The organism is Actinoplanes sp. NPDC051859 (genome assembly GCF_044452725.1).
Classification (GTDB): domain Bacteria; phylum Actinomycetota; class Actinomycetes; order Mycobacteriales; family Micromonosporaceae; genus Actinoplanes.
The window spans coordinates 686,611-700,500 of sequence record NZ_JBITBX010000002.1 but is presented as its reverse complement, the minus strand read 5'-3'; the positions used below and the strand labels follow the sequence as shown (position 1 = coordinate 700,500).

10 protein-coding genes and 1 pseudogene are annotated in these 13,890 nt (G+C 70.9%); 6 read left to right on the top strand and 5 right to left on the bottom strand.

The annotated features are described in order from the left end of the window. Position 1: 1 nt before the first annotated feature. Positions 2-472, bottom strand: a complete 471-nt coding sequence (gene yiaA / locus ACIA1L_RS07215) for an inner membrane protein YiaA (RefSeq protein WP_396071606.1) — start codon at positions 470-472, stop codon at positions 2-4. Between the two features lie 210 nt (positions 473-682). Between yiaA and ACIA1L_RS07210 the strand changes: the two genes are divergently transcribed. Together ACIA1L_RS07210 and ACIA1L_RS07205 are read left to right on the top strand one after the other, a co-directional pair. Continuing rightward, positions 683-1,171: a hypothetical protein gene (locus tag ACIA1L_RS07210; RefSeq protein WP_396071605.1), complete on the top strand. Its 489-nt coding sequence runs from the start codon at positions 683-685 to the stop codon at positions 1,169-1,171. Between the two features lie 166 nt (positions 1,172-1,337). Then, a pseudogene (locus ACIA1L_RS07205) lies at positions 1,338-3,208 on the top strand (anthranilate synthase family protein). Positions 3,209-3,227: 19 nt separating this feature from the next. Here ACIA1L_RS07205 and ACIA1L_RS07200 read toward each other — a convergent pair. Further along, positions 3,228-4,427 (bottom strand): helix-turn-helix domain-containing protein, encoded by a 1,200-nt coding sequence (locus ACIA1L_RS07200; protein WP_396071604.1) that lies wholly within the window; start codon positions 4,425-4,427, stop codon positions 3,228-3,230. A gap of 141 nt (positions 4,428-4,568) precedes the next feature. Here ACIA1L_RS07200 and ACIA1L_RS07195 point away from each other — a divergent pair, with 141 nt between their 5' ends. Continuing rightward, on the top strand, positions 4,569-4,781 hold the full coding sequence (locus ACIA1L_RS07195; protein ID WP_396071603.1) for a hypothetical protein: 213 nt from the start codon (positions 4,569-4,571) through the stop codon (positions 4,779-4,781). Between the two features lie 2 nt (positions 4,782-4,783). Here the strand turns inward: ACIA1L_RS07195 and ACIA1L_RS07190 are convergent, their stop codons facing one another. After that, on the bottom strand, positions 4,784-4,924 hold the full coding sequence (locus tag ACIA1L_RS07190) for a hypothetical protein (protein ID WP_396071602.1): 141 nt from the start codon (positions 4,922-4,924) through the stop codon (positions 4,784-4,786). A gap of 428 nt (positions 4,925-5,352) precedes the next feature. Here ACIA1L_RS07190 and ACIA1L_RS07185 point away from each other — a divergent pair, with 428 nt between their 5' ends. The 3 genes from ACIA1L_RS07185 to ACIA1L_RS07175 are packed head-to-tail and all read left to right on the top strand — an operon-like array spanning position 5,353 to position 7,887. Beyond that, the gene (locus ACIA1L_RS07185; RefSeq protein WP_396071789.1) at positions 5,353-6,936 is read left to right on the top strand and encodes a DHA2 family efflux MFS transporter permease subunit; all 1,584 of its coding nucleotides are present in this window, start codon (positions 5,353-5,355) and stop codon (positions 6,934-6,936) included. 55 nt (positions 6,937-6,991) lie between these two features. Continuing rightward, positions 6,992-7,573 (top strand): DsbA family protein, encoded by a 582-nt coding sequence (locus tag ACIA1L_RS07180; RefSeq protein WP_396071601.1) that lies wholly within the window; start codon positions 6,992-6,994, stop codon positions 7,571-7,573. A gap of 44 nt (positions 7,574-7,617) precedes the next feature. Continuing rightward, positions 7,618-7,887, top strand: coding sequence for a hypothetical protein (locus ACIA1L_RS07175; RefSeq protein ID WP_396071600.1), 270 nt, complete (start codon positions 7,618-7,620; stop codon positions 7,885-7,887). A gap of 57 nt (positions 7,888-7,944) precedes the next feature. On the opposite strand, the gene ACIA1L_RS07170 is transcribed toward ACIA1L_RS07175, so the two are convergent. Together ACIA1L_RS07170 and ACIA1L_RS07165 are read right to left on the bottom strand one after the other, a co-directional pair. Continuing rightward, the gene (locus ACIA1L_RS07170; protein ID WP_396071599.1) at positions 7,945-11,175 is read right to left on the bottom strand and encodes an SCO7613 C-terminal domain-containing membrane protein; all 3,231 of its coding nucleotides are present in this window, start codon (positions 11,173-11,175) and stop codon (positions 7,945-7,947) included. A gap of 57 nt (positions 11,176-11,232) precedes the next feature. Beyond that, positions 11,233-13,887, bottom strand: coding sequence for an MGH1-like glycoside hydrolase domain-containing protein (locus tag ACIA1L_RS07165; RefSeq protein ID WP_396071598.1), 2,655 nt, complete (start codon positions 13,885-13,887; stop codon positions 11,233-11,235). Positions 13,888-13,890 lie beyond the last annotated feature (3 nt).

The following is a 13,890-nucleotide window of genomic DNA, read 5'->3' as shown; positions in this document are numbered from 1 at the left end:
GTCAGACGACCGGCGGGGCCTGGTAGACGGGGGCGGGAGCAGCCGCCGGAACCCGCCGCACGGACGCCTCGTACTGCATGGTGTCCCGGACGTTCTTCTGCACCGCGACCGCGGCGAACAGCGTCATCGCGAACGCCAGGCCGTAGAAGCCCTTCTCGTTCAGCTGCATGCCGCTGTTCCACAGGCCCACCACCAGCATCACGATACCCAGCCCGACCACGCCCCAGGACAGCCCGAGGTAGAGCGCCGACACCGGCAGACCCTCCGCCTTGTCCCGGACCGACTTCTGCAGCGACACCGCCGCGAACACGCCCAACACGAGAACCGCGGCGTAGAAGCCCTTCTCGCTCTTGGTCATCGACGCGTTCCACAAGCCCACGGCGTAGGTCACGACACCGAGGAACAGGGCGGCCCAGGATGCGCCGATGAAGGCGGCGGTGGGCTTGGCCGAGGTGGAAGGCTGACTGGTCACGGCATTTCTCCGATTCGAGGGGTACGGGCTGACCTGATGCAAGAAGTCTCTACGGCCGCCGAGCTGTGACCGTGAGTAGCCATACTCAACCTTGCGTCCGTACCGTACGGATGGCGTCCCTGGGTACCTGAACGGCCGACCAAACCGGCCCCGCCGCGCACATACGGTGGGTCACGATCTTGGCGGAGGTGCGGGAAGGGACGGTGTGCCGTGACGCAGCGGCGCAAAAGCCGACACCGCGCCCCTTATCAGGCGCTCTGGCCGTGGTTTGTGGTCGCCGTGGCCCTGCTGACGCTGGGCGCGACGGTTCCCCTCCTCCTCCGCACCTCCGGTACGCCGCAGGCCGCCGTACCGTTGCCGGTGGTGTCGATCCCCCAACCCGCCACCGCGACCGCGAAGCCCACGACCTCCCGACGACCGGTGCCGGCCGTCGCCCAGGTTCGCAAAGCCAGCCCGGTGCCGCCGGTGCTCCTCGGCCCAGCCGACGCCGCCGCCGTGCCGCAACTGGTGACCGACTACTGCCGCAACACCGTCGACGAACTCACCCTCGCCGTCTACGCCGGCACCGGCTGGGGATGCGGCCGGGCCCCCATCGACCTGGACGCGACCTGCGCCTGGAAATACGGCGACGACGCGTACGCGGAAACCGAGGACGCCACAGACCCGACAGGCTGGCGCTGCTACCGCGACGGACCGTAAGCTCACTCACCATGCACGCGCGCTTGAGTATGTGGTGGCCCGCCAACCCGGCGGCCACACCTCCCCGCGCGTAACCCACCCACCGCGGCCGCCTCAGACGAGGCGGCCGTCGTCAGGTGACCCGGTCTCCTCGCCCGGCACGGCCCACCAGCCGAACGAGGAACCCATGGAACCCTTCGCCCTGCTACACCGCGACGGCGCCACCCACGTCGAGATCTTCCACGGCGATGTCGTCACTGTCGCGTCGCTCGCGGACATCCCACTGGCCCCCGGGCCCGGCCCGAGCACCCTCGCGCTGGTCCCCTTCCGCCAGATCGCCGAGCGCGGCTTCGCCTGCATCGACGACGGCACCCCGCTGGAATGTCTGCGCATCCGCACGGCGCGGACCGTACCCGTGCAGGAAATGATCGATGCACTGCCCGCGACGCCGCCGCGCCTCACCGGGCAGGGTTTCGACCGCACCGACGCCGAATACGGCGCGACCGTGACGGACATCCTGCGCGACGAGATCGGCCCCGGGGAGGGCGCCAACTTCGTCATCCACCGGGTCTTCGAAGCAACCGTCGACTCCGATCCGCTCGACGCCGCCCGAGCCGCCTTCCGGCGCCTGCTCACCGGCGAACAGGGCGCCTACTGGACGTTCCTGGTGCACACCGGCACCCGCACGCTCGTCGGCGCCACCCCCGAACGGCACGTCAGCGTCGACAGCGGCCTGACCATGATGAACCCGATCAGCGGCACCTACCGCCACGACGGCAAACGCGAGCTCCTGGACTTCCTCGCCGACCCCAAGGAGATCGACGAGCTGTCCATGGTCCTCGACGAGGAACTCAAGATGATGGCTGCCGCCTGCGAGCACGGCGGGCAGGTCGTCGGCCCGTACCTGAAGCAGATGGCCCACCTCACCCACACCGAATATCTGCTCGCCGGTCACGGCTCGCTCGACGTCCGCGAGGTGCTCCGCGCCACCATGTTCGCGCCCACGGTGACCGGCAGCCCGATCGCCAACGCCTGCCGGGTGATCGCCCGCCACGAACACCGCGGTCGCGGCTACTACGCCGGGGTGCTCGCCCTGCTCGGCCACGACACCGAAGGCCGCCAAACCCTGGACGCTCCGATCCTCATCCGCACCGCCGAGATCTCCCCCGCCGGCAAGGTCCGCGTCCCGGTCGGCGCCACCCTGGTCCGGCATTCCACCCCAGCCGGCGAAATCGCCGAAACCCACGCGAAGGCGGCTGGCGTCCTGGCCGCCCTGGGTGCCACACCCACCCTTCCTTCTTCCGTACGCCCCCAGCCCACCGATCCCCGCATCCAGGCAGCCCTCACCGCCCGCAACGACGGCCTGGCCCGCTTCTGGCTCGACCGCCGCCAGCCGGGCACACTGACCCACCCGGCCCTCACCGGCCGCACCGCGGTGATCGTCGACGCCGAAGACGCCTTCACCGCGATGCTCGCCCACCAGCTCCGGGCGCTCGGCCTGACCGTCACCGTCCTGCCCTGGACAGCGCTGGACCAAGCCGGCACCGCCTTGCCCCGGTCAGCGCTGGGCGCGGCCACCGAACTGCCCCGCTCGCTAGCGTTGCCGGCTGCCGATCTGCTGATCGCCGGGCCCGGACCGGGTGATCCGACCGGCGACGATGCGCGGATGCGCACGATGCGCGAACTGGTGGCGACCGCTTTGGCGCAACGACGGCCCCTGCTCGGCGTGTGCCTCGGCCATCAGATTCTGGCGGCGACGCTCGGCCTCACGGTGCACCGCCGGCAGTCGCCGTACCAGGGCATCGCCCGAGACATCGACCTGTTCGGCAGCCGCCGCCGGGTCGGCTTCTACTCCAGCTACACCGCCCGAGCCGCCCCACTGCCCGGCGTCGACCTCGCCGCCGACCCCGACGGCACGGTCCACGCCCTGCGCGGCAACGGCTTCGCCGGGGTGCAGTTCCACCCGGAATCCGTCCTCAGCCGGACGGCCTCACGATCCTCACCGAGCTCCTTCCACCACTTTTCGCACCGGTGATTAGCCCGGCCACGAGCGGGTAGCGCTAAGGATGTCGGTGGTTCAAGCGGGTCGAGAGCCCCCTCTTGGACCACCGACCCCGACCTCCCGCACCGCCGCTCGAAACTCTTCGGCGGCGGCCTCTCCGGGAAACCGCCGGTGCAACTCGACGTCCAGCTCGCCCGCCACCATCAGCAGCGACGGCAGCGACTTCCGGCCGGCGCCCAGCGCACCGATCCCCGTCGCCACGGCCTGTTCCAGGTCTCCCGCCCGGGCCGCCACGGCCGCCAATGTCAGGCGCGCCTCGGCCATTCGCATCGGCGCCTTCTCCACGTCCGGGCCGGCCCCGAGTCGCAGCACCGTCCGCGCATGCGTCGCAGCCCGACCGTCCTCCCCCGCCAGCCGGTAGGCATCCATCGCATAGAAGTCCCACTTGTCGGGGTCCACCACGAAGTGATGATCGGGTCGTTCCGGCACCGGCAGCCGATCCAGTAGCTTCCGACCCCGCAGCAACGCGTCCTGCACACCGGCCCGGTCCCCCAGCCGCGCACACGCCTTGGCCTCCTGCCCCGCCAACTGCACGGCCGCCGACCCACCGGGCGCTACGGCACTGCCTGTCCGCGCCGCAGCCGCCACGTCGCGGTAGCGGGACTGCGTCAACGCAAACCAGGCGCCCAACTCCCACGACCACGCGACGATCTCTGGATGGCCTGCCTCCTCGCCCAGCTGCCGGGCGGCGGTCCGGGTCGCCTCGGCGCCGGCCCGCATGCCCAGGTCGTATTCGACACACCCCACCACCAGCGCCAGCCACCCCGCCGCCACCAGCAACTCCCGATGCGCGGCCAGCCCGGTCGGCCGGTGCAGCAGCCGAGCGACCTCCCGCATCCAGCCGTGCGCCTCCGCCCGCAGCTCCACCGCCGGCCGGGTGGCGTACTGGCAGCACAACTCGAACACCGTCGCATGCAGAGCTTCCACTGTCGCGGGAGCGGCATCATTTGCCTGCACCCGCCGCAACAGTTCCGCCGACTCCCACGGCCGAGGATCAGCCGCGGCCGCCACTTCAAGGTGAGCCGCGGCCACGATGTCCCCACGTGCGCCCAGCACCGTGTCCAACCGCTGGGCCAACTCCACGGTGACTCGTCGCCCGCCGTTCTCGACCCGCGACAGGTGCCCCTTGTCGCACGGCACGGCCTCTGCAAGCGCGGCCAGCGACATGCCACGCTGGGTCCGCAGCTCCCGCACCCGTTGCCCGAACGCCGCCACAGTGACCTCCCCGACCACCTGTTGCGGAGGTTGCCGGCGCCGTCCCGGCAACGCGCAACTCATTCCACCGACCACGCTACCGGCGGATGGTGAATTCCTGACACACAGGACGACCACACACCAACTTCGTGGGAGGTCAACATGCGTTACTTGCGGTGGCTCTACCGGCGTGTGCGGCCCGATCGCAGCAGGGACACGCTCGCCGCGGAAGCCGCCGAGTGTGCGGCGGCCCGCGAGCGCCTCCTCGATTACGCCCGTCAGGAGAACGTGGACCGATGGAACGCCCCGACCGCCGCCTATCGGGCGTTGATGACGCGCGGCCAGGAGTATCGAGGTCGCGGGCGGACGTCGTGACCTCAATGCCGTTCGACGTGATCGTCAGCTTCCGCGACGCCGATGAGCCGCGCCCGCTGGCAGGCCGACTCCTTGCCGTCGCGCACCGACACCCGGATGGCTGGTCGCTGCACTGTCCGGACGCCGATCTCCGGAGCGGGCATGCGACGGTCGACGACGCGGTAGAGGAACTCTTTCGGTCCACCGGCATCCGGCGGGTTCTCATGGTCTGGTCCTACCCGGGGAGCTGCCGCCCTGAAGGCGGATAAAGCGGGAATTCGGTTCGTCGAAAGGAATGGGAAACGCGCGAGAAACGGTGTGGATATTCCCGGGGGAGATTTAGGCAACAGTGGCGGGTGGGACGGGAGGTTACGGGTGGGGCGCCCGAAAGGTGCGGATGGGCAGGATAAACGGCTGAAAGTCCGGGCGGCGGAAGGCCTGTTCATCCGTCCGATAAAAGGATTTGCGGTATGGGACCGGACGCTGCAGGGTGGCCGCGGGGGTGGCGGCTGTCACGCGTTCTCGTGACCCGCGCCACGGACGATCCGCGAACCCTGACAATGACAGGGACCCCGAACGGCCACATCAGGAGATTTCCGCTGTGAGTAGTCAACCAGGGGCAGCACCCGCGAAGCTCGATGCTGCCGTACTCAAGATCGCCGGGGTGGTCGTCCTCGGGGCGATCATGTCGATCCTCGACGTGACCGTGGTCAGCGTGGCGCTGCCCACCTTCCAGACCGAGTTCCAGGCCTCGTACGCCGACGTCGCCTGGACCATGACCGGCTACACCTTGGCTCTTGCCACGGTGATTCCGCTGACCGGCTGGGCTGCCGACCGGTTCGGCACGAAGCGGCTCTATATGGCCGCGTTGCTGCTGTTCACGCTCGGGTCCGGGCTGTGCGCGACGGCGACGTCGATTGAGCAGTTGATCGGCTACCGGGTGCTGCAGGGCCTTGGCGGCGGCATGCTGATGCCGCTGGGCATGACGATCATGACGCGGGCGGCGGGTCCGGACCGGATCGGCCGACTGATGGCGGTGCTGGGCATTCCGATGCTGCTGGGTCCGATCGGCGGCCCGATCCTGGGCGGCTACCTGATCGACACGCTGAGCTGGGAGTGGATCTTCCTGATCAACCTGCCGATCGGTGCGATCGCGCTGGCCTACTCGGCGTGGGCGCTGCCGAAGGACGCGCCGGAGCCGTCCGAGTCGTTCGACTTCATCGGCATGCTGATGCTCTCCCCGGGTCTCGCCAGCTTCCTGTACGGCGTCTCGTCGCTGCCCGAGACGGGCACGGCGTCCGACCCGAAGGTGTGGATCCCGATGCTGATCGGCGCTCTGCTGGTCATCGGCTTCATCTTCTACTCGTTCAAGCCGCAGCACCCGCTGCTGGACCTGCGCCTGCTGCGCAACCGGAACCTGAGCGTCGCCTCGATCACGATGGCCGTGTTCATGGTCGCGTTCATGGGCGCCGGCCTGCTGTTCCCCAGCTACTTCCTGCAGGTGCGCGGCGAGTCGACGCTGGACGCCGGCCTGCTGATGGCGCCGCAGGGGATCGGCGCGATGGTCACCATGCCGATTGCGGGCATGCTGGCGGACAAGATCCCGGTCGGGCGTACGGTGCCGTTCGCGTTGATCTTGATCGCGGTGGGCTTCTTCGGCTTCACCCAGGTGGGCACGGACACGTCGTACGTGCTGTTGTGCGGTTCGCTGTTCGTGATGGGCCTGGGCATGGGCGGCACGATGATGCCGATCATGACGTCGGCGTTGAAGACGCTGACCAACCACGAGGTGGCGCGTGGCTCCACGATCCTGAACATCCTGCAGCAGATTGCGGGTTCGGTCGGTTCGGCGCTGATGTCGGTGATCCTGACCAGCCACCTGAACGACTCGGCGAAGGTCCCGGGCATGGTCGACCCGCAGGGGAACCCGGTCACCGAGGCTGGGCTGGCGATCGGCTCGCATGCGAATCCCGCCATCGCGCAGAGCGCACCGCCCGGGCTGATCGAGCGGGGCTTCGAGTTCGTCGCCGACTCGTTCGCCGCCACCTTCTGGGTGGGCTTCGCTCTGGTGCTCGCGACGTTCATCCCGGCGTTCTTCCTGCCGCGCAAGCGCGAGGTGTCGCACCTGGACGACGCCGAGTCGGGCGAGCGCGCCGCACCGGTGATGCTGCACTGACGACTTGGGGCGGCGCGGACCTCCACGGGCCCGCGCCGCCCTAAGCTTTCTCCGTATGGAGGTCACCTACTTCTTCGACCCGGCCTGTCCCTTCACCTGGCGTACGTCGCGATGGCTGGTTGCCGTCGCCCCGGAGCGCGATCTCACGGTGCAGTGGCGGGCCTTCAGTCTGTCCATCCTCAACAGCGGCAGCGAGATCCCGGAGCAGTTCCGGGCGCCGATGGCCGCGTCCAACAAGGCCCTGCGGCTGGTGGAGGCGCTGCGCGCCGATCACCGGCACGACGACATCGCCGCCTTCTACACCGAGTTGGGTACGCGGACGCACGAAGGCGGCGCGGCACTGAGCGACGAGGTTGTGGTGCAGGCGGCCGAGGCGGCGGGCATCGTCGATCCGGCGTCGGTGCTGGAGGACGCGTCCTGGGACGAGGCCGTCCGGGAGTCCCACGAGTTCGCGTTCGGCTCGGCCGGCCCGGACATCGGCACGCCGGTGCTGCTGGTCGAGGGTGCCGCCCGCGCCCTGCACGGCCCGGTGATCGGCGACGTGCCCGGCCGCGACGAGGCGCTCGCGATCTGGGACGCGGTGGTGCCGCTGGCGCGTAGCGACACCTTTTTCACCCTGAAGCGTGGCCGGTCCTGACTGATCCGTTTGAGCGTCCCTTTCCGATGGGTATGGCCCCGGCCATGGTCGAGCCGCACGTCACCCTGGATCCCAGCACTTTGAACCCGGTCGAGGAGAAACTCCGCGCACCGCTGGAAGATCAGCTCACCTCGGCGCTGAAGGCGGCCGCGGACCGGGTCGGCGACGACTACGCCGGCGAGCCGGTCGAGGAGGTCGCCTCGGAGTTGCTGGACGAGACGAGGGCCGGGCTGCACCCGGACATCGCCGAGGGCTTCGTGCCGGATCAGCGCGAGCTGCGCCGCGTCGCGGAAGCGATCGTCCGCGAGAACTGAGCCAGAAGTCGTCGACAAAGGCGCCGCCAATTCCTGGCGGCGCCTCACGTTCGGTTTTCAGCCCATCCGGGTCAGGGCGGCCCGGAAGCGGGCCAGGTCCCGGCGGCGTCGCTCCAGGGTCATCGCCAGACCCACCAGCAGCAGCCCTGCGGCGGCCAGGGGAATCCAGCGCGGCACCAGGTCCCACACCCGCGCCGCCTCGTGCAGGGCCACCAGCACCAGGACCGCCCCGCCGGTGACGACGGGCGCCTGGAGCCGGAACTGAGCACCAGCCACCACCACCGCCAGCGCGGCCACGCCCAGCAGCAGGCGACGCAGCGGCTCCCCTTCCCCCGTCAGCACCGTCGCCAGCGTCGGCAGCAGCGCGGCGGCCAGCGCCGGGCCGTAGGCGAGCCAGCTCGACACCGGGGTCCTGCGGCGGGTCAGCCAGCCGGCCAGCAACGCCACCACGGCAAGCGGAATGGTGTACGCCTCCACGACCGCAACCTCCGCCGAGGCGAGCAGCAGCCACCAGGCGCCCAGCTCGGCCCCGGCAGCGGCGACCACGTGCGCCCGCCGCCCGCCCGCGCCCCGAACCAGCGCACGCAGCCCCAGCACCAGACCCCACAGGGTGCAGACCGCCGCCGCGTACCGGATGGCGTCGCTGGTGAGCAGCAGGGCCACCACGGCTCCGGCATGGGCCGCGGCCTGGACCAGGCGGCTCTCGTCCGGGCGCCGCACCAGGAACACACCCGCGGCCAGGACGGCGGCCGCGGTGGCGAGCACGATGAACCCGGTCCGCTCGACAGGCAGGCTTGCGGCGTTCCCGGCGGTGTACGCCAGGACCAACGCCGACCCGGCGGCACCCAGCCAGCCAGCGATCCGCGGCCCGGCCGCCCGGCCACCGCTGCCGACGACCGCACCGGCTACCAGGGTGGCGCCGAAGGCGGCCAGCGTCGCTGCATGGGTGGCTAGCGCGCCGGCAAGGGCCGCCGCTAGCAGGCCAGCGGCGACGGGGACGAGACCCGCAGATCGCCGGACGGTGCCGTGCAGTGCGGCGACAACGAGTCCGACGAGAGCGGTCAGCAGTGCGGCAGCGGGCACACCGGGCCACGGCACCCGCAGGGCCGCCACGGCCAGCACCACCGCCACCGAGGCAACCGGGGCCGCCAGCCACAGGGCTGCGCGCGGTCCGCGAAGCAGGAGCGCCGCGAGCGCCACCGCAGTCGCGACGAGAGCCGTGGCCGCCATGTCCGCCCAGGCCACCGGGCCGCTCCAGCGTGTGCCGATGTGCAGCACCGGCCCGAGGAAGAGTGTCACCAGGCTGTGTGTGACGCCCGCGAGGTAGGCGAAGCTGAGGATCGCGCCCGCGGCGGCGGTCATCCACTGTCGTGCGCCGTCGAGCACCCGGAGGGTGGCTGCGGCACCGATCAGGGCGAGCGCGGCGTAGGCAGCCGGCGAGTCGCCCGAGGCCAGCGCCCAGACCGGCGTCGTCGCCAGGACGATCAACAGCGCCGCTGCCGACCAGACGCGGTGCCGGGCGATCAGCAGGACGGCAGCCACCAGTGCCGCGGTGGCCGCGAGGGCAACCCGGCTCTGCACCGCCGGCGACCCACCGAGCTCCGTGACGGCCTGCCACAGCGCGGGCGGGACCGCCGGTACGGCCACGGCGAGGGCCACACCCCCGATGTCCTGCGGCCCTCGCCATACCGTCGCCATCGCGATCCCGGCCACGGCGGCGAGCGTCAGCGCTGCCACGCCCGGCCGGTCCCACGAGACGATCACCGCGTGCCCCGTCAGCAGGGCGGTAAACCCGACAGTCCAGCGGTCGCTGCGGGCCGCGATGATCAGCGCGGCCACCGCCACCAGCAGGTCCAGCGGTACGGCGGACCACCACGGCAGCCCGAACCCGGCGGGCGCCGCCAGGGCGAGGAGCGCCGCACCGGTCAGCGTGACCGGCAGCAGCGGCAGCAGGGCCGCGGCTCCCACGGTCAGCACCGCAATCACCACCGGCAGGCGCCAGTCGGCGTCGCGGGTGAACGCAGCGCTCACGGTCGCCAGCAGGACAGCGAGGGCGACCGGGGTGAGCAGCACGTAGACGCCGATACGCGGCCCCAGCCGTACGGTGGCGGGCAGCAGCCGGACGACGACGGCGGTGACCGTCATGATGAGCGCAGCCCACACCGGTGCTGTCCGGGCGCCGCCGGCGACCGCCGCGAACTGCGCGCCGGCAACGACGGTTGCCACGGCGACCAGGGCGCCGGCCACGACCCGGGGCGCCTGCCACGGCGACCCCCACGCTCCCGCCAGCACCACCAGCGCCGCGGTCACCAGTGCGGGGGCTGCCAGCGCGGCCTCGCCGGTGGTGTCCGCGACGACGAGCGCGGTCAGCGCAATGAGCCCGCCCAGGGCGGCGGCCACCGCACCCAGGGCGTACGCGGTGATGCCGACGACGGTGAGCCGACCCGGGCGCAAGTGCACCACGGCCAGGTCGACGAGGGCGACGGCGCTGAAGGTGAAGGCCCAGCCGGCGGGGTCCGGGTGGAACGGCGCGACCAGCAGCGGCAGCACCGGCTGGGCAACCAGCAGGGCGGCGAACCGGGGACCGGTGAGGCCGGTGACGTGCTCGTATCCGGCGGCGATCGCGGCGGTCACCGCGCAGACCGCGCCCGCATAGCCGAGCGCCGAGTAGTCCGCGACGCCGAACAGGTTGACGTACCAGGCGGCGTACCCGTCGAGGAGGACCAGCAGCAGGCCCACCGCCGCGAAGGTCTCCGCGGTGGCGGTCAGCTTGCGGCGCAGCGCGACCAGCGGCGCGGTCAGCGCCACGACGGTGACGACGGCGAGCAGACTCGCGCGGCCCTTCATGCCGAACTGCGACCAGGCGACCGCGGTGAACACGATCGCGGCGACGGCCAGCAGCAGGCCGCCGAGCGAGAACAGCGTGTTCTGCACCAGCTTGGTGGACGCCTCGGTGACCAGGCGGCTGGTGGCCTCCGCGGTGGCGGTGGTCACCGGCGCGGTCATCGCGGGCGCCGCGGCCGGGCGCGGCGCGGTCTTCGCGGCGGTCCGGACCGACTCCCGCACCCGCGCGGCGGCGGTCTCCCGGGAGTTCCAGGCCCGGCGCAGCGCGAGGTCGGCGACCGACACGGCCTCCCGTGCGGCGGTCAGCCGGCTGGCCAGCACCGGGATCTCGACGTCCAGGCGGACGACCTCGGCGGCGTCGGGGTCCGGGCCGCGGCCACAGCCGGGGCAGCCGGCGGCCAACGAGGCTTCGGTACGGCAGAACGGGCACGGATAAGCGGTCACAGATGCGATCTTCGCGGGCGCGCCCTGCTATCTCCTGAGCTGCCGTACTCAGAGGTACTAGGCGGTGGGCCTATGCAGGGTGAGGATCAGGTCGACGACCAGCGCGGTCCAGCCGGTCTGATGCCACGCGCCGAGCCCCGCGCCGTTGTCGCCGTGGAAGTACTCGGGGAAGACGATCAGGTCTTTCCAGTCCGGGTGGTTCTGGAAGAGGTCACTGGCGCCGTACATGGGGCGGCGGCCCCAGGAGTCGGGCACGAACAGCGACACCAGGCGGCGGGAGATGTCGTCGGCGACCTGGCTGAGCGGCATCTTGACCTGCGACCCGGTCGGGTATTCCACCTGCAGGTCGTCGCCGAAGAAGGCGGCGTACTCGCGCAGGGCCTCCACCAGCAGGTAGTTGACCGGCATCCAGATCGGGCCGCGCCAATTGGAGTTGCCGCCGAACAGGCCGCTGGTGCTCTCCGCCGGCTCGTAGCCGACGGTGAAGTCGGAGCCGCCCAGCGACACCGTGAACGGCTTCTCCAGGTGGGCGCGGGACAGGGTCCGCAGCCCGTACGGTGACAGGAATTCCTCCGGGTCGAGCATCCGCGCGAGAATCCGCAGCAGCTGGTCTTGCCCCACCATCGACAGCAGGCGCTGCTGGCGGCCGTCCGCCGACAGCCGCCGGGCACTGATCACGTCGGCGTAGTCCGGGGCGTTGGACAACAGCCAGCGGATCCGGGCGCTCAGGTCGGGCAGCCGGTTGAGGGTGCCCGCGCTGAGCCGGGTGGTGGCGGCGAGTGGCAGCAGGCCGACGATCGAGCGGGCCTTCAGCGGCATCTTGTGCCCGTCCGGCATGCGCAGCACGTCGTAGAAGAAGCAGTCCTCGTCGTCCCACAGCCCCTGCATGTACGCCGCCTCGGCGATGTACGCGAAGTGCTCGAAGAACTTCGTCGCCATGTCCTCGTACGTGCGGTCGTGCAGGGCGAGGCGGATGGAGATGTCGAGCAGGTTGAGGGCGTACATCGCCATCCAGCCGGTGCCGTCGGACTGCTCGAGCACACCGGCGACCGGCAGGGCGGCCGAGCGGTCGAACGGGCCGACGTTGTCCAGGCCGAGAAAACCGCCCTCGAAGACATTTTTCCCGCCGACGTCCTTGCGGTTGACCCACCAGGTGAAATTCAGCAGCAGCTTGTGCATGACCCGGGCGAGGAAGTCGTGGTCACGCCCGCCGTCGATCTCGAACACCCGCAGCGCCGCCCACGCGTGCACCGGCGGGTTCACGTCACCGAACGCCCACTCGTACGCGGGGATCTGGCCGTTGGGGTGCATGTACCACTCGCGGAGCAGCAGCAGGAGCTGGGCCTTCGCGAAGCCGGGGTCGACGCGGGCGATGGTGACGCAGTGGAAGGCCAGGTCCCAGGCGGCGTACCAGGGGTATTCCCAGGGGTCCGGCATCGAGATGATGTCGAAGCTGTTCATGTGCCACCAGGCGTTGTTGCGCCCGTAGCGCCGGCCCGGTGGCGGCGGCGACGAGCCCGGGTCGCCTTGCAGCCACTGTTTGACGTCGAAGTGGTAGAACTGCTTGCCCCACATCAGCCCGGCGATGCCCTGCCGGGCGACCGCAGCCTCCTCGGCGGACGCCGCCGCGGGCACGAGGTCGGCGAAGAAGTCGTCCGCCTCCGCGCGGCGGGCAGCGACCACCTCGGTGAAGGTGTCCCCGAGGTCGGGCTCGACCGGCTCGTCCGACTCGGTGAGCCGCAGCCGGATCTCCCGGCTCTCCCCCGGCCCGAGGGTGATCTCGTAATGCAGCGACCCCTTGGTGCCGGTGCCGGTCGGATTGACCGTGGGAGCACCGCTGATCAGGAAGTCGTTGATGCCGTCCTTGGGGAACATGCTGGTGCCGGGCAGCCCCCACAGCCGCTGCGAGTTGGTCTCGTTGTCGCAGACCAGTGCGGGTGGGGTGCCCTCGCCTCGCAATACCAGGTTGCCGAGGCTGCGGTGCCGCCCGGCCAGGCGACCGGGGCGGCCGGTCAGCACCGGGATGCGGCGGTTGGCCTGCCCCCAGGACCAGGTGTTGCGGAACCACAGCGTGGGCAGGACGTGCAGGCTGGCCTCGTCCGGGCCGCGGTTGGCGATCGTGATCACGATGCACATGTCGCGCGGCGACGCCTTGGCGTAGTCGACGGTGACCGCCCAGAACCGGTCATCGTCGAAGACCCCGGTGTCGACCAGCTCGTATTCCGGCTCGTCCCGGGACCGCCGGCCGTTGACGGTGACCAGCTCGTTGTAGGGGAATGCGGTCTGCGGATAGTGGTAGCGCCAGGTCATCCACGAGTGGGTGGGCGTGGAGTCCTGATACCACCAGTACTCCTTGACGTCCTCGCCGTGGTTGCCGCCGTCGCCGCCGAGCCCGAACATCCGCTCCTTGATGATCGGGTCTTTGCCGTTCCACAGGGCGAGGGCGAAGTTGAAGGTCTGCCGGTCGTCGCAGAACCCGGCCATGCCGTCGTCGTTCCACCGGTAGGCCCGGGAACGCGCATGGTCGTGCGGGAAGTAGTCCCAGGCGGTGCCGTGCTCGCTGTAGTCCTCGCGGACCGTGCCCCAGGCGCGTTCGGCCAGGTAGGGACCCCAGGCTCGCCACGGCTGCTCGCCGGAGTCCGCCTGCGCCAGGCGCTCGCGCTCCGCCACGCCGTCGCTCACCCCCACCTCGCCCACCCTAACGGACGACATCAC